We start from the raw sequence: 19,697 nt of genomic DNA, 5'->3' as shown, positions 1-19,697 counted from the left end.
GCGCGGCCTGGGTCGCGGACTCGTCGCGCTCGGCGCGCAGCTGCTGCAACTTGGCCAGCTGCTCGGCCCGCACCCGGCTGTTCTCGACCTTGAGGACCTCGATCTCCTGGTCCTCATCCACCTGGTACTTGTTGACGCCGATCAGTGGCTGGGCTCCGGAGTCGATCCGGGCCTGGGTGCGGGCGGCGGCCTCCTCGATGCGCAGCTTGGGGATGCCGTCGCTGATCGCCTGTGCCATGCCGCCGTGCTCGTTCACCTCGTGGATGTGGGCCCGCGCCTTGTCGGCCAACTGATGCGTGAGCCACTCGACGTAGTACGAGCCGCCCCACGGATCGATCGGCCGGGTGGTGCCCGACTCCTGCTGCAGCAGCAGCTGAGTGTTGCGCGCGATCCGCGCGGAGAAGTCGGTGGGCAGTGCCAGCGCCTCGTCGAGCGCGTTGGTGTGCAGCGACTGGGTGTGGCCCTGGGTCGCGGCCATGGCCTCGATACAGGTACGGGCGACGTTGTTGAACACGTCCTGTGCCGTCAGCGACCACCCCGAGGTCTGCGAGTGGGTGCGCAACGAGAGCGATTTGTCGCTCTTCGGGTCGAACTGGGCGACCAGTTCGCTCCACAGCAGGCGGCCGGCCCGCAGCTTGGCCACCTCCATGAAGAAGTTCATGCCGATGCCCCAGAAGAAGGAGAGGCGCGGCGCGAACTTGTCGATGTCCAGTCCGGCATCAAGGCCGGCCTTGATGTACTCCACGCCGTCGGCCAGCGTGTAGGCGAGCTCCAGATCGGCCGTGGCCCCGGCCTCTTGGATGTGGTACCCCGAGATCGAGATCGAGTTGAACTTCGGCATCTTGGCGCTGGTGTAGGCGAAAATGTCCGAGATGATCCGCATCGACGGCTTGGGCGGATAGATGTAGGTGTTGCGGACCATGAACTCTTTCAGGATGTCGTTCTGGATGGTCCCGGCCAGTTTCTCCGGCGGCACACCCTGTTCCTCGGCGGCGACGACGTAGAGCGCCAGGATCGGCAGCACCGCCCCGTTCATGGTCATCGACACCGACACGGTCGACAGGTCGATGCCGTCGAACAACTGCCGCATGTCGAGGATGGAATCGATTGCGACACCCGCCATTCCGACATCGCCCTGCACGCGCGGATGGTCGGAGTCATAGCCCCGGTGGGTGGCCAGGTCGAACGCCACCGAGAGGCCCTTCTGGCCGGCGGCTAGGTTGCGCCGGTAGAAGGCGTTCGATTCGGCCGCAGTGGAGAACCCGGCGTACTGGCGGATGGTCCACGGCTGATTGACGTACATCGTCGGGTACGGCCCGCGCACGAACGGCGGTGCGCCCGGGAAGCTGTCGAGCGGATAGCCCGCCTCGGCCACCTCGTCACGGTCGGCGGCGACGTACACCGGCTTGACGTCGATACCCTCGGGGGTGGACCAGGTCAGCTGGTCGGGCGTGTAGCCGTGCGCGGCTGCGGCCGCGGCGACATGCTGCTCGACGGCTTCCGGAGTAGCCGCCGGTGCCGGCCGGTCCCCGCGCAGCGGTACGTCGGCGAAGCTACGGATCTCTGATCCTGTTGTGGCAGTCATGTCAGGCCCCCAGTCCGGTGAGCAGGTTCGACAGGGCATCGACCGCGTCGATCTTGGCGGTCAGATATCCGTCGGGTTTCGAATCAGCTTCGGCCACCGCCTTTTCCGGACCGGCCAAGAGCACTTGCCGGACACCGGCGGCGCGTGCCGCCGCCACCGCGTCCGATGCCTCGGCGCCGTAGCGGGCGTCGGTGGCGCAAAGCACCGCCACNGCGGCAGCAGCAGCACCTTGGGACGGGCTCCGTTCGCGGTCAGGAACGCATCCGAGCGGTCGCGCAGGGCTTCGAACCCGGCCGCGTACCGAGCGATCGACGACGCCGAAACCCCCTGCGGCAGCGGCTGTTCGTCGAGGTTGGGGAATTCGTTGACGCCGGTGATCGCGGTGCGCCGGTGCGCGATGTCGTCACTGCGCCGCGCGGCCACCTCCCCGATCTGGTCGGCGATGTAGTCCCGGGCGGCGACGAATCCGCCGCGCGCCTCGATGTCCTGGAAATGCGCCCAGGCCTGCTCGGCCAGCTGAGCGGTCAGATCCTCGACGAACCACGAGCCGCCTGCCGGGTCGAGCACCTGGCCGAGGTGCGACTCTTCGAGCAGCAACAGCTGGGTGTTGCGGGCGATGCGCCGCGAGAAGGTCGCCGACGTTCCGGCCAGCCCGCCGGGGATCGCCACGTCGAACGGGTGCACCTGCACGGTGTCGGCTCCCCCGACACCCGCCGAGAAGGACGCCAGGGTGGTGCGCAACATGTTCACCCAGGGATCACGCTGGGTCATCATCGGCAGCGACGTCACCGCATGGATGCGGGCCGCCCCGGCATCGGCGGCGCCGAGCACCTCCGCGACCCGGGCCCACAGCTGTCGGGCAACCCGCAGCTTGGCGATCGTCATGAACTGGTCGTCGTCGGCGGCGTATCGGAAACTGATCTGCCGCAAGGCATCCGGCGTGGCGATCCCGCTATCGCCGAGGATCCGCAGATAGGCGACCGCGGCCGCCACCGATCCCGCGAGCTCCCACGCGGCGCTCGCGCCGAGATTGTGGAACGCCGGGCCGTCGACGGTGATCGCCCGCACGCCACCGGCATATCCGGTCAGCTTGCCGACGGTGGCGAGCAAGTCCGAGTCATCGGCAGTGCCTGAATTGCCGGCTCCGCCGGACAACGGTGCGGTCAGCGGATCGGCGCCCAGGTCGATCGACAACCGCGAGCGCTGGTCGTCGTCGAGGTTTTCGAGCAGCGGCAGCACGGCGTCGGCCGCTGCCAGCAGACCGTCGCCGCCGTCGGCTCCGGTGATTTCCAGGATGACCGGCACCAAGTCCAGGAACACACCGTCCAGCAGGCGGTCGAGTTGTCCCAGGGAGATGCCGTCCTCCCCGCCGATCCGCAGGGCCAACGCACTGGCCCCCTCGGTGAGGGCCACCAGGATCGCGCCGTTGACCGTGCCGACGGCAGAGCCGGCGACGGCCGGGAAGCTCTCGACAACCTTCCAGCCGGACTTCACGTCACGCAGGGCGTCGCCACCACGAACGAACGGCCACTGGCCCGGCAGGGCAGTCTCGGGGACCGCATCGAGGCTGGTGTACAGCGGGCGGATCGCGAAGCCCTCGTAGGTCTGCGAATCCAGCAGGCGTTCCGGCTCGGCCGGCAGATCGGCGACATCGCGCCGACTGCTCTTGGCCAGCACACCGGCGACCGCCGTCCGCCACTGCCTGCGGTCTTCTTCGACCGCATTAGTCCCCTGTAACGACACCCGCATCTCCTGTTATCGCAGCGTGTGACATACCCACTCGCCCATCAGGCTAAATGATCGCGATCACGGCCCTGACCGCTGGTCGGCGGACTCACGCGCGCGCCCACCGGTGGTGTCTCCCGTCGGCCCGTACTGTTGTAAAACGTGAAACCCGTCGTCAGAACCCTGCGCATGGTCCGCGCCGCGGTGATCGCGACGGCGTCCCAATTGCCGCCCCGCCGGATCGCGGGCCTGCTGGCCGGCATTGTGATTCTTGTCGCAGTTGCGGTGCTGGTGCCGTTGCCGACGGCGGTCCAGATGCGGGACTGGGCCACCTCGGTGGGGCCGTGGTTCCCGCTGGCGTTCCTCGGGGCCCACATCGTGGTCACCGTGTTCCCGTTTCCCCGCACCGCGTTCACCCTGGCCGCGGGCCTGCTGTTCGGCCCAGTGCTCGGCGTTGCCATTGCCGTGGTGGCCAGTGCGGTGAGCGCGGTGCTGGCACTGTTCCTGATCCGCGCGGCGGGTTGGCAGCTGAACCGGCTGGTGCCTCACCCGCGGGTCGACTCCCTCGACACCCGGCTGCGCCGCCGCGGCTGGCCGGTGGTGCTGTCCATGCGATTGATCCCGGCCGTGCCGTTCTCCGTGCTCAACTATGCCGCCGGCGCATCGGCCGTCCGGCCGCTGCCCTACGCGCTGGCCACCGTGGTCGGCCTGTTCCCGGGTACCGCCGCCGTCGTCATTCTCGGCGACGCGTTGACCGGGAACATCAGCCCGGCACTGGTCCTGGTGTCGTTGGGCACCGCCGCCCTCGGCGTGGCCGGCCTGGTCTACGAGATGCGGCTCCACCGCCGCGAGCGCCGCGCCGNGCTCGGCAGCCGCCGGCCGACGGCGGCTGTTGCACACATGCTCGACCAACAGCGCGTCGATCGGGTGCTGGCCGATTACCGCGCGCGCCACCCGAAGACGTGGGACCGGTTCAAGCTGGTGCTGGAAGAGACGCTCGGCCGGCCGATCACCGATACCGAGGCGCCGCTGCCGATGGTCGAACTGCGGCTGCAGCCGGATCGTTAGCGCGGACGGCCCTTCGCGGTCAACGCCGCGTACAGCGCCAGAAACGCCGCCGCCGGTGCGGCATTGACCGGCTTGTCCTTGACCCGGATGTGTGCGCCCAGTGCGAGCGCGAAGTACACCGTCAGCATGAAAGTGGTCAGCCGGCCCAGCGCCGGATACCGGCCTGCCGCCAGCAATCCCACTGCCGATGCGGCCTTCACCGGTGGCAGCACCCGACGGGCCCGCGGCGGCAGACCGACCCGGTCCAGCGAGTCGGTGATCGCCTGCAGTGGTATCACGCACGCGACCGCGTCGCCGGCCTGCAACGCCGCCAGCGCGACATAGGACTTGGGAACCGCCCGCCGGGAATCAGAGGTGTTCGCAGCCATGGCTCAACGGTAACCGTGCCCGGTGTTACGGCGCCCGGTGCGCTCCGCCGGGAAGCTCATGAGACGGCGGGTTCTCCAGCGACTGCGGCGGCGGCGCCCCGGCCAGCCGCGGCGGTGTCCGAACGGCCCCCTCCTCGGNTAGGACTTGGGAACCGCCCGCCGGGAATCAGAGGTGTTCGCAGCCATGGCTCAACGGTAACCGTGCCCGGTGTTACGGCGCCCGGTGCGCTCCGCCGGGAAGCTCATGAGACGGCGGGTTCTCCAGCGACTGCGGCGGCGGGGCCGAGCCCAGCGGCGGCGTGGTCGCACGAGCCTCGGCCTCGGCCTTGGCCACCGCCTGCGCGATCTCCGGATCGGTGTCCGTGTTGAACCAGTCGGCCACCTCGTCGCCGTCATCCTCGGGCTTGGGCAGGTCTTCCTCGACCGGAGTCGGCGTGTACCGGAACACCCCATCCTCACCGGGCGCACCCAGCAGTTTGGTGAAACCCTGTAGCGCCGAACCGAAGTCGCTGGGTACCAGCCACACCTTGTTCGCCTCGCCCTTGGCCATCTGCGGCAGGGTCTGCAGGTACTGATAAGCCAGCATCTCCGGCGTCGGCCGACCCGCCTTGATCGCGGCGAACGTCTTCTCGATGGCCTTGGCCTGCCCCTGCGCCTGCAGGTACTGGGCGGCCCGCTCACCCTGGGCGCGCAGCATCCGCGACTGCCGGTCGGCCTCGGCCGCCAGGATCGCGGCCTGCTTGGCCCCCTCGGCCGCCAGGATCTGCGACTGCTTCTGGCCTTCGGCCTGCTTGATGGAGGACTCCCGCACGCCCTCTGCGGTCAGGATCATGGCCCGCTTCTCGCGGTCGGCCTTCATCTGCTTTTCCATCGACTCCTGGATCGACGGGGGCGGGTCGATGCTGCGCAGTTCCACCCGCGCCACCCGCAGGCCCCACCGCCCGGTCGCCTCGTCCAGCACCCCGCGCAGTTGCTGGTTGATCGAGTCACGCGAGGTCAGCGTCTGTTCCAGGGTCATCCCGCCGACCACGTTGCGCAGCGTGGTGGTGGTCAGCTGTTCCACGCCGACGATGTAGTTGCTGATCTCGTAGACCGCCGCCTGCGGATTGGTGACCCGGAAGTACACCACCGTGTCGATGGCCAGTGTCAGGTTGTCCTCAGTGATCACCCCCTGCGGCGGGAACGACACCACGCGCTCGCGCAGGTCCACCCGTGCCCGGATCCGGTCGATGAACGGCACCAGCAGCGTCAACTGACCGCTGACCGTGCGGCTGTAGCGGCCCAGCCGCTCGATCACCGCCGCCTCGGCCTGCGGAATGAGCGCCACTGATTTGGCCACGACGATGATGGCGAACACCACCAGCACGAGCAGCAAGACCAGCCCGGCTACCGCTCCGTCCATGTCGATTCCCTCCTGAGGTCCTACGTTGTCTTGAAGACCACCGCGGTGGCGCCGTCGATCCTCACCACCGTCACCTGGTCACCCGGTTGATACACATCGTCGTCGTTGAGCGGCCGTGCGGTCCATACCTCGCCGTCCAGCTTGACCTGCCCCTCATGCTGCGCCACCCGGTCCAGCACCAGCGCGGATTTGCCCTCCAACGCCTTTACCGGCTCCGCCAGCCCCGGGCCCGCGTCGAACCGGCGGCGCAGCGCAGGCCGGACCAATACCAGCAAAAGCACCGACACCACGAGGAACACCACGCCGTCGGCCCAGATCGGCAGGTCGAACAACCAACTCGAGCCGGTCGCCGCCAACGCCCCGCCGGCCAGCATGAGCAGGAACATGTCGCCGGTCAGCGCTTCCGCCCCGGCCAGCACCAGCGCCAGGATCAGCCAGATCAGCGGTACGGGCATGCAACCACCCTAGCGAATCCGACCTCATCGGCGGCCGACAATTACACTGCTGGGATCATGTGGTGTCCAAGTGCAACGCTTTCGATGTGGGCCAACGCCTGGCTCGCCGGCGCAGCCGCGCCCGACGACGTCCTCGACGCGTTATCTCAGTGGGCACCAATGCATTCTGTGACTGCCTACGACTCGCAGGCGGCGGTTCGGACCGGGCTGCCCTGGCCCGAGTTGGAAGACTCCGGCTCGGTGTCGCTGCTGCAGACGCTGCGCACCTCGGTCGGCCGGTCCGGCACCAGGCCGTCGATCCGGGTGGCACTGCCGGTTCCCGGTGACGTCCGCGGATTGCCCGCCGGGTCGCAGTTCCAGCGCGACGCGCTGACCGTCGGCGAGGCGGTGCTGGTGACGCATGACGAACTGGACGGCGTGGGGTTGGTGCCGGAGTTCGAATACTTCGAATTCGACGATGCGGAAACCGAATCCGGGTTCGAACCCGAACCGCGCGCGCTGTCGTGGACGGTGTACTCGCTGCCGCTCCTGCCGGCACCGCAGCACTACGACCTCGGCGAGGCCGAGTACGAATTGCGGTCGGCCGTACGGTCGGCCGCCGACGCGCTGGGTGCGTTGCGGGCCGGCGTCGGGGTGGGTGTGGACGATCCCCGCGGCATGGTGCAGGACATTCTGGAAGCCTCCCGGATGCACCGCATTCCCGACCATGCCCCGACCCGGGCGGTACGGGTACTGGAGAACGCCGCCCACGTCGAGGCCATCATCACCGTCAGTTCCGGGCTGATGCCCATCGGTCTGCAGAGCTCGTCGGAGGTGCAGATCGCCGGTGATGCCATGCGGCCGTTGGCCCAGGTCGTCCGTTCGGCCCGGTTGGCCGCGCTCGAAGCGATTCTTCAGTCCGCTTGGCGCGACTAGCTTTTCGGCGGGCAAGCGGTCAGGAGCGGATAAGGCAGCAATCGGGTGAGCACGGCGCGCCGTTGACGCTGCATCCGTAGCCCACGACGGGATCGGGGCCGGCGACCCGCAGCGGTTCGGAACCGGTGCGCAGCTCTTCGATCAACCCGGCGGCCAACCGGGCGAAACGCGGCTCGGCGTTCGGCGTGCCGGCCCGGGCGAAGGCGATTCCGGCCGCTTCGGCCTGCAACCGAAGTTCGTGGTCGAGATCCCACACCACCTCGATGTGGTCGGCGACGAACCCGATCGGGCAGACGATGACGGCCCGGGTTCCCTTCTGCCCCAATGCCGTCAGGTGATCGGCCACGTCGGGTTCCAGCCACGGGATTCTCGGCGGCCCAGACCGCGACTGCCACACCTGGTCGTAGTCGTCATATCCCGCTGCGGCGGCGACCAGGCGTGTGGCGTAGCCGACCTGGCGACTGTAGATCCGCGGGCCGTGGCGCTCATCGGCGGCGATGGGCACCGAGTGCGCGGTGAACACCAGCCTGGCCTCGTCACGCAGCTCGGCCGGCAGCGTTTTCGCCGCCGCTGCGATCGAGTCGGCGAACATTTCCACAAACAGCGGATGATCGAAGTACTGGCGCAATTTGACCAGTTCGGGCGCGTCAGGTCCGGCCGCGGCCCGCGCCCGGACGATGTCCTCGACGTACTGGGCGCAGCTGGAATATCCGCCCCACGCCGACGTGGTGAACACCGCTGCGCGCCGAATCCCGTCGGCGCGCATCTCCGCAACCGTGTCCTCGACGTACGGTTCCCAGTTGCGGTTACCGAAATACACCGGCAGGTCGGGCAATTGCAGCCGCAACTGCTCGATGAGTGCGCGGTTGATGCCGTTGATCGGCGACACACCGCCGAAATGCAGGTAGTGCTCGGCCACCTCGGCCAGTCGCTCGGCCGGGATGCCGCGCCCTCGGGTGACGTTCTCCAGGAACGGCATCACCTGCTCGGGGCCCTCCGGGCCTCCGAACGACAACAGCAGGACTGCGTCGAACTCGTTCAACTCACGTCCCCTCTACGGACAAAACCGCATCCCGGCGGGAATGTGCGGGTGCACCCCTGCCGGAACGCGGTTTCGGCGGAAAACAAGTCAGAGCAGCTGGGTGCTGGCGCCACCGTCGGCGTAGATGATGGTGCCGGTGGTCGCGGGCAGCCAGTCGGACAGCAACGCGCACACGGTCTTCGCGACCGGCGTCGGGTCCTTCATGTTCCAGCCGATCGGCGCGCGCTGATCCCAGCCCTCTTCGAGCAGCTGCATCTGCTGACCGGCCTCGTCGCCCAACGCCCCGCCGACGATCGCGCTCATGGCCAGGGTCCGGATCGGGCCCGCGGCAACGAGGTTCGACCGCACGCCGAACTTGCCGGCCTCCCGCGCCACGAACCGGTTCACCGATTCGAGCGCGCTCTTGGCGACCGTCATCCAGTTGTAGGCGGGCATCGCCCGGGTCGGGTCGAAGTCCATGCCGACGATGCCGCCGCCTTCGTTCATCACCGGCAGCAGCGCCTTGGCCAGGGAGGCGTAGGAGTACGCCGAGATGTGGATGCCCTTGGCGACGTCCTCGTAGGGGGCGTCGAAGAAGGGGTTGACGCCCATACCGCTCTGCGGCATGAAGCCGATCGAGTGCACGACACCGTCGAGCTTGTTGTCCGCGCCGATGGCCTCACTGACCCGGCCGGCCAGGCTGGCCAGATGCTCTTCGTTCTGCACATCGAGCTCCAGCAGCGGCGCCGGCTTGGGCAACCGGTCGGCGATGCGCTGGATCAGCTTCATCCGGTCGAACCCGGTGAGCACCAGCTCGGCGCCGGCCTCCTGGGCCACCTTGGCGATGTGGAACGCGATCGACGAATCCGTGATGATCCCGGTGACGAGAATGCGCTTGCCTTCGAGCAAACCTGCCATTGGTGCGTCTCCTTCTGAGGAAAAATTCTGATAGGCCAACGATTTTGGGTCAGTGACCCATGCCCATACCGCCGTCGACGGGGATCACCGCGCCGGCGATGTAGCTGGCGTCCTCGGATGCCAGGAAGCTGACCGCACCGGCGACCTCCTCGGCCGTGCCGACCCGCTTGGCCGGGATGAACTCCAGAGCTCCTGCCTGGATCCGCTCATCGAGCGCGCGGGTCATCTCGGTGTCGATGTAGCCCGGGGCGACGACGTTGGCGGTGACACCGGCCTTGGACAGTTCCCGGGAGATCGAGCGGGCCATGCCGATCAAGCCGGCCTTGGCCGCGGCGTAGTTGGCCTGGTTGCCGATGCCCCACATGCCGGAGACCGAACCGATGAAGATGATCCGGCCGAAGCGCTTGCGCTGCATGCTGCGCGACGCGCGCTGCGCCACCCGGAACGCCCCGGTGAGGTTGGCGTTGATGACGTTCTCGAACCGCTCTTCGGTCATGCGCATCAGGAACGCGTCCTGGGAGATCCCGGCATTGGACACCAGCACCTCGACCGGCCCCTGGTGCTCCTCGACCTCCTTGAACGCGCGGTCGACGGCCTCGTTGTCGGTGACGTCGCACACCACGCCGAACAGCCCGTCGGGCGCCCCGGAGCCGCGGTGCGTGACGGCGACCTTGTGTCCGTCAGCGGCCAAGCGCTGCGCGATCGCCAGGCCGATCCCCCGGTTTCCACCGGTGACCAGCACGGACCGGGAAACGAACGCCGGACGGCCGCCGGCTTCTCCTGCGGTGGCCTCAGAGGTGGATTCGGTGTCGGCGTTCGAGACAACAGCGTCACTCATGCCCGCCAACTTATCTCCTCACCAGCACGGTCTGAAAATCGCATCACCAGTCTCGACCTGCGCGCACAGCCGCGCGATCGCGTGCTATCCGGGCAGTCTGCGGTTGATCAGCAGGGCTGCCACACCGGCCAGGGCCAGCAAGAACGCGCCCAGCCTCAGCCAGCCGAGGCTCGCATCACCCTTGATGGTCTCGTAGCCGATCTGCTGCTGCAGTGAGGTGAAGACCTCCTTGAGCTGTTCCAGGCTGGACGCCGTGAAGGCGTCACCACCGGACAACTTCGCGATCTTGCCGAGCATCTCGTCGTCGACCGGCACCGGCTGGCGCTGATCGTTGATCTCGACGTAGCCGTAGGGCGTGCCGAAGGACACCGTCGAGATCGGCACCCCTTGGTCCTTGGCGGTGCGCGCGGCGGTATAGGCACCCTTGGGGTTGTCCGGGTTGGACGGCACGGTCTCCTTGCCGTCGGACATCAGCACGATGCGCGCGGGCGGCTTCTCGTCCCCACCGCCGATCACCGCACCCACGGTGGCGATCGCCTGCAGTGCGGTGAAGATGCCCTCACCGGTTGCGGTCCGGTCGGCCAGCTGCAGCTTGTCCAGGCCGTTCTTGGTGGCCTCGCGGTTGGTGGTGGGCTGCACGAGCACCGTCGCCGTTCCCGCATAGGCGATCAGGCCGAGGTTGATACCCGGCGTGAGCTGATCGGCGAACTGCTTGGCGGCCTCCTGCGCGGCGACGAGACGGCTCGGCGACACGTCGGTGGCACGCATCGACTGCGACACGTCGATCACCAGCATCACGACCGCGCGGTTGCGCGGAATCCGCACATCGTGGGTGGGCCCGGCCATCGCCACGGTGAAGAAGACCAAGGAGATGGCCAGCAGGATCGCCGGCAGATGGCGCCACCGCGTCGGCTGTTTGGGCGCCACGCTTTCCAGCAGTTCCATGTTGGCGAACCGCAGGATCCGCTGCTTGCGCGCGCGCTGCACGACGACGTAGTACGCAATCAGGCCCAGCACCACGAAGAGGAACAAGAACCACCACGCGTGCGCGAAGCCCGACAGGCTCATCGGACCGAGAATCGGTAAAGTCATGTGCTACAAATCATTTCGGTTGGTTGCTGCCACATTGCTCTTCGCGCAAGCGCTCATCGCTGCCGTTTCCTCTTCGCGCAAGCGCTCATCGGCCCCCGGCCAGGGCACCCCGCCGCCGATTCGCCACAAACCGCACCACGTCGGCGATCCAGTCCCGGTCGGTGCGCAGGCTCAGCAGCGGTGCGTCGCAACGCCGCAACGTGCGGGCCACTTCTTCGCGGTGCGCCGCCGCTGCCCGTTCGAAATCGCTGCGCAGTTGCTCGTCGATGGTGAACTCGCGGGTGACACCGGTCTCGGTGTCCTGCAGCACCACATCGCCGACAGGTGGCAGCTCGACGTCGCGCGGGTCCAGCACCTCGATGCCGAGCACCTCGTGCCGACCGGAGATGGCCCGCAGCGGACGCATCCAGTTGATCGGCCCGAGGAAGTCGCTGATGATCACCGCCATGCCGCGGCGCCGCTCGGGACGGCGCAACGCGTCGATCGCGGAAGCCAGGTCGCCGCGTACCCCGGTCGGGGCCCGCGGCGTCGTGGCGATCGCCCGCAGCAGCTCCTGCTCGTGCACCCGCCCGCTCAGTGCCGGGACCCGGCGCATGGTGTCGCCATTGGAGATCACCGCGCCCAGCCGGTTGCCGCCGCCGCTGTTGAGGAACGCGATCGCGGCCGCGGCCGCCACGGCCAGATCACGCTTCTCGCAGGTGGTGGTGCCGAAGTCCAGGCTGGCCGACATGTCGACGACCAGCCAGGTCTCGAGCTCGCGGTCGGCGATCATCTGCCGCACGTGCGGTGTCAGCGTCCGGGCGGTCACCGACCAGTCCATCCGGCGCACGTCGTCGCCGGGCTGGTAGATCCGCGAGTCGCCGGGCTCCGACCCGGGCCCTGGGATCAGGCCGAGGTGGTCGCCGTGCAGGACGCCGTCGAGCTTGCGCCGCACGGTCAGCTCAAGCTTGCGCAGCGCCGCGGTGAGTGCCGGGTCGCGGATCTCGCCGCGCTGCAGCGAGGGCAGGTCGACCGTGCGGCCTGCGGAGTCGGTCACCGACCGCTGGCCGCGCCGGCCGCGGCGGGTACGGCGGGCGGAACCGAATGCCCTTGCTGCGGAAGCGCATTCACCTGAGGCAGCGCCACGGTCTGCAGAATCCGGTTGACCACGGTCTCCGCCGACACCTCGTCGGCGAGTGCGTCGTAGGTGAGCACGAGGCGGTGCCGCAGCACGTCCGGGATCACCTCGACCACGTCCTGCGGGATGACGTAGTCACGCCCGCGCACCAGAGCCAGCGCCCGGGCCGCCGAGATGATGCCGAGCGAGGCACGCGGCGAGGCACCGTAAGCGATCCACGCCTTGGCGTCGGGCATGCCGAACTTCTCGGGTTCGCGCGTCGCGGTGACGATCCGGACCACGTAATCCACCAGCGCGTGGTGCACGAAGGTGTTGGCCGCGAGTTCCTGCAGCCGCAGCAGATCGCCAGTGTCGAGGATCTGCTTGGGCTCCGGCGGCTTGACGCCCATCCGGTAGATGATCTCGCGCTCTTCCTCCGGCGACGGGTAGTCGACGTTGAGCTTGAACAGGAAGCGGTCGCGCTGGGCTTCGGGCAGTGCGTAGACGCCCTCCTGCTCGATGGGGTTCTGCGTGGCCATCACCAGGAACGGGCTGGGCAGCGGGAAGGTCTTGCCGCCGATGGAGATCTTGCGCTCGGCCATCACCTCGAGCAACGCGGACTGCACCTTGGCCGGTGCACGGTTGATCTCGTCGGCGAGCAGGAAGTTGACCACCACGGGGCCGAGCTCGATGTCGAAGTCTTCTTTGCCCTGCCGGTAGATGCGGGTACCGATGATGTCGGTGGGCACCAGATCGGGGGTGAACTGGATACGCGCGAAGGTGCCGCCCACCACCTTGGCGAACGTCTCGACGGCCAGGGTCTTTGCCACACCGGGCACACCTTCGAGCAGCACGTGGCCCTTGGCGAGGAGTCCGACGAGCATCCGCTCGACGAGCTGGTCCTGGCCGACGATGATCCGCTTGACCTCGAAGATGGCGCGTTCGAGGGTGTGCACCTCGGCCTGCAGCGCGCCGTTCGTGGCAGCCTGCGGGGCGGTCGGCGCGGCGTGGGAGCCGGTCGATCCGGGCGGAAAGCCCGGCGCCGGGCTCGAACCGGGATAGCCTCCGGCGCCCTGCGGCGGTCCACTCGGTGACGTCATCAACTTCCTCCCACGTATTCGACTACAAACGCTGGTCTTGCATGTTGCTCGACCGGGCATCCGGGTGCCCGCCGTCAACTATTCCAGGCACTTCGAGATCCGTCGACGCTGCCCGGAAGTGTTCAGGTTCCCCTCAGGATTCGATGATGCGGGCCGCGTACGGCTGGATACCCGCGGTGCGAACCGGGCTGACGGTCACTTTCTCCGCACTGCCCGACGCCTCCAGCATCTTCCCGCCACCGAGGTACATCGCCACGTGCTGGCTGCCGCCGGGCCCCCAGAACAGGAGGTCACCGCGCTTGGCCTGGGCCACCGGAACCTTGCGCCCGGTGTTGTACTGGTCGCCCGAGTACTTCGGGATCTGCACTCCGACGCCGGCGAACGCGTACCGGGTGAAGCCCGAACAGTCGTAGCCGACCTTGCCGGCGTCGTAGTCCACACCCGGGCCGGGACCGGTCAGCGTGCCGCCGCCCCACGAGTAGGGCACACCCATCTGGGATCCACCGCGCCGGATCACGTATTCGATGGCCTGCGGACCACGCACTCGGCCGCCGGGAAATGTCGAGGCGGCCTGCTTCGGGGCCAGCCCGATGCTCTGCAGGAACTGCTGGCCGAGGTTCTGCGTGGTCTGCAGCGCAATCTGGCTGACCTGGAACGAAGCGTTCGCGATCGCCACGGGGTCGCCGGGCGCCCCGGAGCTGACGATCTTGGGGAGTGTGGGATCCCACTGCCCGTCGTCAGGCGCGGCACCGGCAGGCGCCACCAGACTGATCGCCGCGAACGCGGTTGCGGCGATCAGAGTCAGGCATCGTAAGACGAAGGAGCGCAATGTATTCCCATCAGTATTCGATGTAGCGGACGACGTACGGGGTCATACCGCTCGTTCGCACCGGCGAGATCTTGACGTGTGAGCCGGTGTACGGCGCCTCGAGCATCTGGCCGTTGCCCAGGTAGAGCGTCACGTGCTGGCTGCCGCCGGGGCCGTAGAAGATCACGTCGCCGCGTCGCATCTGTGAGGACGGGATCTTGCGGCCGGCGTTGTACTGCGAGCCCGAGTAATGCGGCAACTTGATGCCGACACCGGCGAAGGCATAGAGGATCAGACCCGAGCAGTCGAAGCCGACGGTGTTGGCACCCGAATCGATGCCACGGCTCGGGCCGGCCGCGTTTCCGCCACCCCAGGAGTACGGAACACCCATCTGGGAGCCGGCCCGCTGGATGACGTACTCGGACGCCTGCCGTCCGTACACCCGTGGGATGGCACCGTTGGTGAAGCCCGTCGGGGTGGGCAGGATGCCCAGCTTCTGCAGGAACTGGCGTCCCATGTTCTGGGTGACCTGGGCCGAGGTCGACGAGATGCCCAGCACCGTGTTGATGATCGCGACGGGGTCACCGCTGACGAACGCACTGGGGATCGCGGGCAGCGTGGGGTCCCATGCGGTGTCCCAGTTCCGGCCCGCCGGGGCGGGGGCGCCGGGAGCACGGTCCCAGTTGCCCGCCGCCGCCTGGGGTGCGGGTCCCTGCNCGCCTTGAACGTCTGCTGCGCCTGCTGCAGTGCGGCGACGGCATTGTCCTGACTGGTCTGGGCATCGACGGTGGCCTGATCGGCGTTCTGCTTGGCCAACCGGGCAGCCGACTCCCGGTTCACCTGTTCGGTGCGGGCGCGCTGCAGATCGGTGATCACCTTGTCGGTGCTGGCGGTCAGGGTCTGCCCGGCGGCAGCGGTGGTGACGATGTCGGCGGGATCGGACGCGGTCAGATACGAGCTTGACGGGCCGTTGACGTAGGTCGCCGCGGCGAAGGCGTCGAATCGCTTCTGGGCGGCCTCGATGGCGGCGTTGGCTTCGGCGATGCCCTGCTGGCTGGCCTCGACCTCCTGCTGTGCGGTCGCGGCCGCGTCGCGGGCGTCCTGCACGGCGACGATGGCCTTGTTGACGGCCTCCTGCTGGGTCTGGATGGCGGCGCCCAGCTCTTGCAGCTTCTGGTCGGCGTTGGCGACCGCGGCGACGAGCGTGGCGATCTGATCGGGCGACCCCGGATCAGCCGCGGCTGGGACGCCCCCTGACAGGGCCGTGGCGAACAGCATCGCCGCGATCAGCGGCACGGCCGAGATACGGCCATACAGCCGCGACGCAGATGCGCCAACGGTGCGTCTCATTCGACTCAAGTCTCCTATGGCTCAGCGACGGCGTGCCGGCGTTTGCTCCGGGCCTTCGCACAGAAGTCACATGAAGCACAACTGCAACAATGGGTACCGATTGCACCGTACGTCACATCTGAAGCCAAAGAAACTTTAGTCACGAATTACAAGAATGTAATTGCGAATAGTGTGACCAATTAGTGATATTGGGCGACACTGCGAACTAATGTTCGACGGGTTTTTCAGACCTTTGCCGCAGGGGCGTCCGACGGCTCTGACCCGGGCAATTGTTTGCTACGGACCTGCAGAACGCGAGTCAGCGCGGCCGCCGCGGCCACCCCGAGAGTCAGCGTGATCGCGAGCGCGGTCCAGGGAAAATCCGGGGTCGAAATCTCGCCGACGAAATTCTTCGCCGACAGCACCGCATTACCCGTCTTCGCGACATCCTGACCGGCTTCCAAAGTCACCCGATCGATTGTCGGGCTGTAAGTACCGGCGAACGACGGGCTCAGCGCCAGCACGGTCGAGCCCGGGTTGGCCTGCCCCACCTCGGTGGCGATGTCGCGCAGCGGCGTATCGATGCCGGGGTTGCGCGGCAGCACCACGATCTTCAGGTCCACGCCATCCTGGCGGGCATCGCTGACCACCTGGCGCAGCTCGGCGACATCGGCGTCGGGGGCGCTGATGCCGTCGTCGAGAACGTCGGCCTGCACGGCCGCCATGCACTTGGCCACCCCGTCTGGTTGCGCCGGATCGATCCCGACGGTGTCGCACACCTCGACCGGGATATAAGCCGGCAGGAACGGGATGACATGCGGTCCGGTCACGTCAGGCACGGTACGCCGCGCTCATCCGCGCCCGCGAAGCGACACGGGAATCGTCACCGCTTCGACCGCCGATCGTCACGCCGGAGTGACGATCACGGGCGTGCGCCACTCCGGTGTGACGCTCGATGGCGTGCGCGATCTGGCGGATCAGCCGGACAGGCTGACAACGCGCGCGTGACCAAGAAGACTGGACCCCGGCCCGCTGGGCATTGCAGGACAAGCGTACTGTTAACATCGGAACGCCGCCGACACAGCCCGTCGCGGTGAGATCTAGCCGGGAGTTGATGTGAGCAGCGAGAATACGGAAAATTCGTCCCTTAACTCATTTGGTGCCCGCGACACACTGACTGTCGGGGACCAGAGCTACGAGATCTACCGCCTCGACGCGGTACCCGGTACCGAGAAGCTCCCGTACAGCCTGAAGGTGCTGGCCGAGAACCTGTTGCGCACCGAGGACGGCGCCAACATCACCAAGGACCACATCGAGGCCATCGCCAACTGGGATCCGTCGGCCGAGCCGAGCGTCGAGATCCAGTTCACCCCGGCCCGCGTGCTGATGCAGGACTTCACCGGCGTGCCGTGCATCGTCGACCTGGCCACCATGCGCGAGGCTGTCGCCGCCCTCGGCGGCGACCCGAACAAGGTCAACCCGCTCTCCCCCGCCGAGATGGTCATCGACCACTCCGTCATCCTCGACGTCTTCGGCAACGCCGGCGCCTTCGAGCGCAACGTCGAACTCGAATACGAGCGCAACTCCGAGCGCTACCAGTTCCTGCGCTGGGGCCAGGGCGCGTTCGACGACTTCAAGGTCGTCCCCCCGGGCACCGGCATCGTGCACCAGGTCAACATCGAGTACCTCGCCCGCGTCGTCATGGTCCGCGACAGCAAGGCTTACCCGGACACCTGTGTGGGCACCGACAGCCACACCACGATGGAGAACGGTCTGGGCGTGCTGGGCTGGGGCGTCGGCGGTATCGAGGCCGAGGCCGCCATGCTGGGCCAGCCCGTCTCGATGCTCATCCCCCGCGTCGTCGGCTTCAAGCTGACCGGTGAGATCAAGCCCGGCGTCACCGCCACCGACGTCGTGCTCACCGTCACCGACATGCTGCGCAAGCACGGCGTGGTCGGCAAGTTCGTCGAGTTCTACGGCAAGGGCGTGGCCGAGGTGCCGCTGGCCAACCGCGCCACCCTGGGCAACATGAGCCCCGAATTCGGTTCCACCGCAGCGATTTTCCCGATCGACGAAGAGACCATCAACTACCTGCGCCTGACCGGCCGCAGCGAGCAGCAGCTGGCGCTCGTCGAGGCCTATGCCAAGACGCAGGGCATGTGGCACAACCCGGACAAGGAGCCGGTCTTCTCCGAGTACCTGGAGCTGGACCTGTCGACGGTGGTGCCGTCCATCTCGGGCCCGAAGCGTCCGCAGGACCGCATCGAGCTGTCGGATGCCAAGAATGCGTTCCGCAAGGACATCCACAACTACGTCGAGGAGAACCTCCCGACGCCCCACACCCAACTCGACGAGGCGGTCGAGGAATCGTTCCCGGCCTCCGACCCCGCCAAGCTGTCCTTTGCCGACGACGGCGCGGTGGACGTGCGTCCGTCGGCGGCCAACGGTGCCGAGGGCCGGCCGTCCAAGCCGATCACCGTGCGCTCCGAGGAGCGCGGTGAATTCGTGCTCGATCACGGCGCGGTCGTCGTCGCCGGCATCACCTCGTGCACCAACACGTCGAACCCGTCGGTCATGCTGGGTGCCGCGCTGCTGGCCAAGAAGGCCGTCGAGAAGGGCCTGACCACCAAGCCGTGGGTCAAGACCAACATGGCGCCGGGCTCGCAGGTGGTCACCGACTACTACAACAAGGCCGGCCTCTGGCCGTACCTGGAGAAGCTGGGCTACTTCCTCGGTGGCTACGGCTGCACCACGTGCATCGGCAACACCGGTCCGCTGCCGGATGAGATCTCCAAGGCCATCAACGACAACGACCTGTCGGTCACCGCGGTGCTCTCGGGTAACCGCAACTTCGAGGGCCGCATCTCCCCCGACGTCAAGATGAACTACCTGGCCTCGCCGCCGTTGGTCATCGCCTACGGCATCGCGGGCACCATGGACTTCGACTTCGAGACCGACCCGCTCGGCCAGGACGGCGAGGGCAACGACGTCTTCCTGAAGGACATTTGGCCCTCGGCCGCCGAGATCGAGGAGACCATCGCATCCTCGATCAACCGCGAGATGTTCACTGACTCGTACGCCGACGTGTTCAAGGGCGACGACCGCTGGCGTTCGCTGTCCACGCCGGAGGGCAATGTCTTCGAGTGGGACGAGGCCTCCACCTATGTCCGGAAGGCCCCGTACTTCGACGGCATGCCCGCCGAGCCGGAGCCGGTCACCGACATCAAGGGCGCCAGAGTGCTTGCGCTGCTGGGCGATTCGGTGACCACCGACCACATCAGCCCGGCCGGCTCGATCAAGCCGGGCACCCCGGCGGCGCAGTACCTCGACGCCAACGGCGTGGAGCGCAAGGACTACAACTCGCTGGGGTCGCGTCGCGGCAACCACGAGGTGATGATCCGCGGCACCTTCGCCAACATCCGGCTGCGCAACCAGCTGCTCGACGATGTCTCCGGTGGCTACACCCGTGATTTCACTCAGCCCGGCGGCCCGCAGTCGTTCATCTACGACGCCTCGGTCAACTACAAGGAAGCCGGCATTCCGCTGGTTGTCCTGGGCGGCAAGGAGTACGGCTCGGGATCGTCGCGTGACTGGGCGGCCAAGGGCACCGTGCTGCTCGGCGTGAAGGCCGTGATCACCGAGTCCTTCGAGCGCATCCACCGGTCGAACCTGATCGGCATGGGCGTCATCCCGTTGCAGTTCCCGGCGGGCGAGTCGGCCGCGAGCCTCAAGCTCGACGGCACCGAGACCTACGACATCACCGGCATCGAGGAGCTCAACGCGGGCAAGACGCCGAAGACGGTCAAGGTCACCGCTACCAAGGAGGACGGGTCCAAGGTGGAGTTCGATGCCGTGGTCCGCATCGACACCCCCGGTGAGGCCGATTACTACCGCAACGGCGGCATCCTGCAGTACGTGCTGCGGAACATGCTGAAGTCGAAGTAATCCTGGCCGGAACGACCGAAGCAGCTACCGGA

General features: G+C 67.6%; 14 protein-coding genes and 3 pseudogenes. 3 read left to right on the top strand and 14 right to left on the bottom strand.

Annotated elements, in window-relative coordinates; all coding sequences use genetic code 11:
- Both scpA and BN4332_RS03800 read right to left on the bottom strand, forming a co-directional pair.
- On the bottom strand, nucleotides 1-1,585 hold a 1,585-nt coding region (gene scpA, locus BN4332_RS03805), incomplete at its 3' end, for a methylmalonyl-CoA mutase (RefSeq protein WP_066897246.1).
- Between the two features lies 1 nt (nucleotide 1,586).
- Nucleotides 1,587-3,334 (bottom strand): annotated as a pseudogene (locus tag BN4332_RS03800) (methylmalonyl-CoA mutase family protein).
- 165 nt (nucleotides 3,335-3,499) lie between these two features.
- Between BN4332_RS03800 and BN4332_RS03795 the strand changes: the two are divergent.
- Nucleotides 3,500-4,171, top strand: a pseudogene (locus BN4332_RS03795) (TVP38/TMEM64 family protein); the annotation flags it as partial.
- Nucleotides 4,172-4,374: 203 nt separating this feature from the next.
- Here BN4332_RS03795 and BN4332_RS03790 read toward each other — a convergent pair.
- From BN4332_RS03790 to BN4332_RS03780, 3 genes are all read right to left on the bottom strand, one after another.
- A complete protein-coding gene (locus tag BN4332_RS03790; RefSeq protein WP_066897245.1) occupies nucleotides 4,375-4,746 on the bottom strand; it encodes a DoxX family protein in 372 nt (123 codons plus the stop codon).
- Between the two features lie 211 nt (nucleotides 4,747-4,957).
- On the bottom strand, nucleotides 4,958-6,148 hold the full coding sequence (locus BN4332_RS03785) for an SPFH domain-containing protein (RefSeq protein ID WP_066897244.1): 1,191 nt from the start codon (nucleotides 6,146-6,148) through the stop codon (nucleotides 4,958-4,960).
- A gap of 20 nt (nucleotides 6,149-6,168) precedes the next feature.
- The gene (locus tag BN4332_RS03780; protein ID WP_066897243.1) at nucleotides 6,169-6,603 is read right to left on the bottom strand and encodes an NfeD family protein; all 435 of its coding nucleotides are present in this window, start codon (nucleotides 6,601-6,603) and stop codon (nucleotides 6,169-6,171) included.
- Between the two features lie 57 nt (nucleotides 6,604-6,660).
- On the opposite strand from BN4332_RS03780, the gene BN4332_RS03775 reads away from it, so the two are divergent.
- A complete protein-coding gene (locus tag BN4332_RS03775; protein ID WP_066897242.1) occupies nucleotides 6,661-7,518 on the top strand; it encodes an Rv1486c family protein in 858 nt (285 codons plus the stop codon).
- 19 nt (nucleotides 7,519-7,537) lie between these two features.
- Here the strand turns inward: BN4332_RS03775 and BN4332_RS03770 are convergent, their stop codons facing one another.
- The 9 genes and pseudogenes from BN4332_RS03770 to BN4332_RS03730 all read right to left on the bottom strand — a co-directional run bounded on the left by BN4332_RS03770 (nucleotide 7,538) and on the right by BN4332_RS03730 (nucleotide 16,550).
- A complete protein-coding gene (locus BN4332_RS03770; RefSeq protein WP_074132957.1) occupies nucleotides 7,538-8,560 on the bottom strand; it encodes a ferrochelatase in 1,023 nt (340 codons plus the stop codon).
- 87 nt (nucleotides 8,561-8,647) lie between these two features.
- The gene (gene inhA, locus BN4332_RS03765; RefSeq protein WP_066897241.1) at nucleotides 8,648-9,457 is read right to left on the bottom strand and encodes an NADH-dependent enoyl-ACP reductase InhA; all 810 of its coding nucleotides are present in this window, start codon (nucleotides 9,455-9,457) and stop codon (nucleotides 8,648-8,650) included.
- A 49-nt stretch (nucleotides 9,458-9,506) separates the two neighbouring features.
- On the bottom strand, nucleotides 9,507-10,295 hold the full coding sequence (gene fabG1 / locus BN4332_RS03760) for a 3-oxoacyl-ACP reductase FabG1 (RefSeq protein ID WP_066897240.1): 789 nt from the start codon (nucleotides 10,293-10,295) through the stop codon (nucleotides 9,507-9,509).
- Between the two features lie 84 nt (nucleotides 10,296-10,379).
- Nucleotides 10,380-11,387 carry a VWA domain-containing protein gene (locus BN4332_RS03755; RefSeq protein WP_066897239.1) on the bottom strand — a complete coding sequence of 336 codons (1,008 nt, stop codon included), beginning with the start codon at nucleotides 11,385-11,387 and terminating at the stop codon, nucleotides 10,380-10,382.
- Between the two features lie 85 nt (nucleotides 11,388-11,472).
- Nucleotides 11,473-12,423: a DUF58 domain-containing protein gene (locus BN4332_RS03750; RefSeq protein WP_066897238.1), complete on the bottom strand. Its 951-nt coding sequence runs from the start codon at nucleotides 12,421-12,423 to the stop codon at nucleotides 11,473-11,475.
- Nucleotides 12,420-13,583, bottom strand: a complete 1,164-nt coding sequence (gene moxR1 / locus BN4332_RS03745; RefSeq protein WP_066897237.1) for a chaperone MoxR1 — start codon at nucleotides 13,581-13,583, stop codon at nucleotides 12,420-12,422. The genes BN4332_RS03750 and moxR1 overlap by 4 nt, the downstream gene beginning before the upstream one ends.
- Nucleotides 13,584-13,716: 133 nt before the next feature.
- Nucleotides 13,717-14,412, bottom strand: a complete 696-nt coding sequence (ripB, locus tag BN4332_RS03740) for an NlpC/P60 family peptidoglycan endopeptidase RipB (RefSeq protein WP_066897236.1) — start codon at nucleotides 14,410-14,412, stop codon at nucleotides 13,717-13,719.
- Between the two features lie 10 nt (nucleotides 14,413-14,422).
- Nucleotides 14,423-15,741 (bottom strand): annotated as a pseudogene (locus BN4332_RS03735) (NlpC/P60 family protein).
- Nucleotides 15,742-15,965: 224 nt separating this feature from the next.
- Nucleotides 15,966-16,550, bottom strand: a complete 585-nt coding sequence (locus BN4332_RS03730; RefSeq protein WP_066897235.1) for an Rv1476 family membrane protein — start codon at nucleotides 16,548-16,550, stop codon at nucleotides 15,966-15,968.
- A gap of 286 nt (nucleotides 16,551-16,836) precedes the next feature.
- Between BN4332_RS03730 and BN4332_RS03725 the strand changes: the two genes are divergently transcribed.
- Entirely contained in the window at nucleotides 16,837-19,665 is a 2,829-nt protein-coding gene (locus tag BN4332_RS03725) for an aconitate hydratase (RefSeq protein WP_066897234.1), read from the top strand.
- Nucleotides 19,666-19,697: the final 32 nt, after the last annotated feature.

Origin of the sequence: Mycolicibacterium houstonense, from assembly GCF_900078665.2 — a bacterium.
Classification (GTDB): Bacteria; Actinomycetota; Actinomycetes; order Mycobacteriales; family Mycobacteriaceae; genus Mycobacterium; species Mycobacterium houstonense.
The sequence above is the reverse complement of the archived record's forward strand: the minus strand, read 5'-3'. Positions and strand labels throughout refer to the sequence as shown.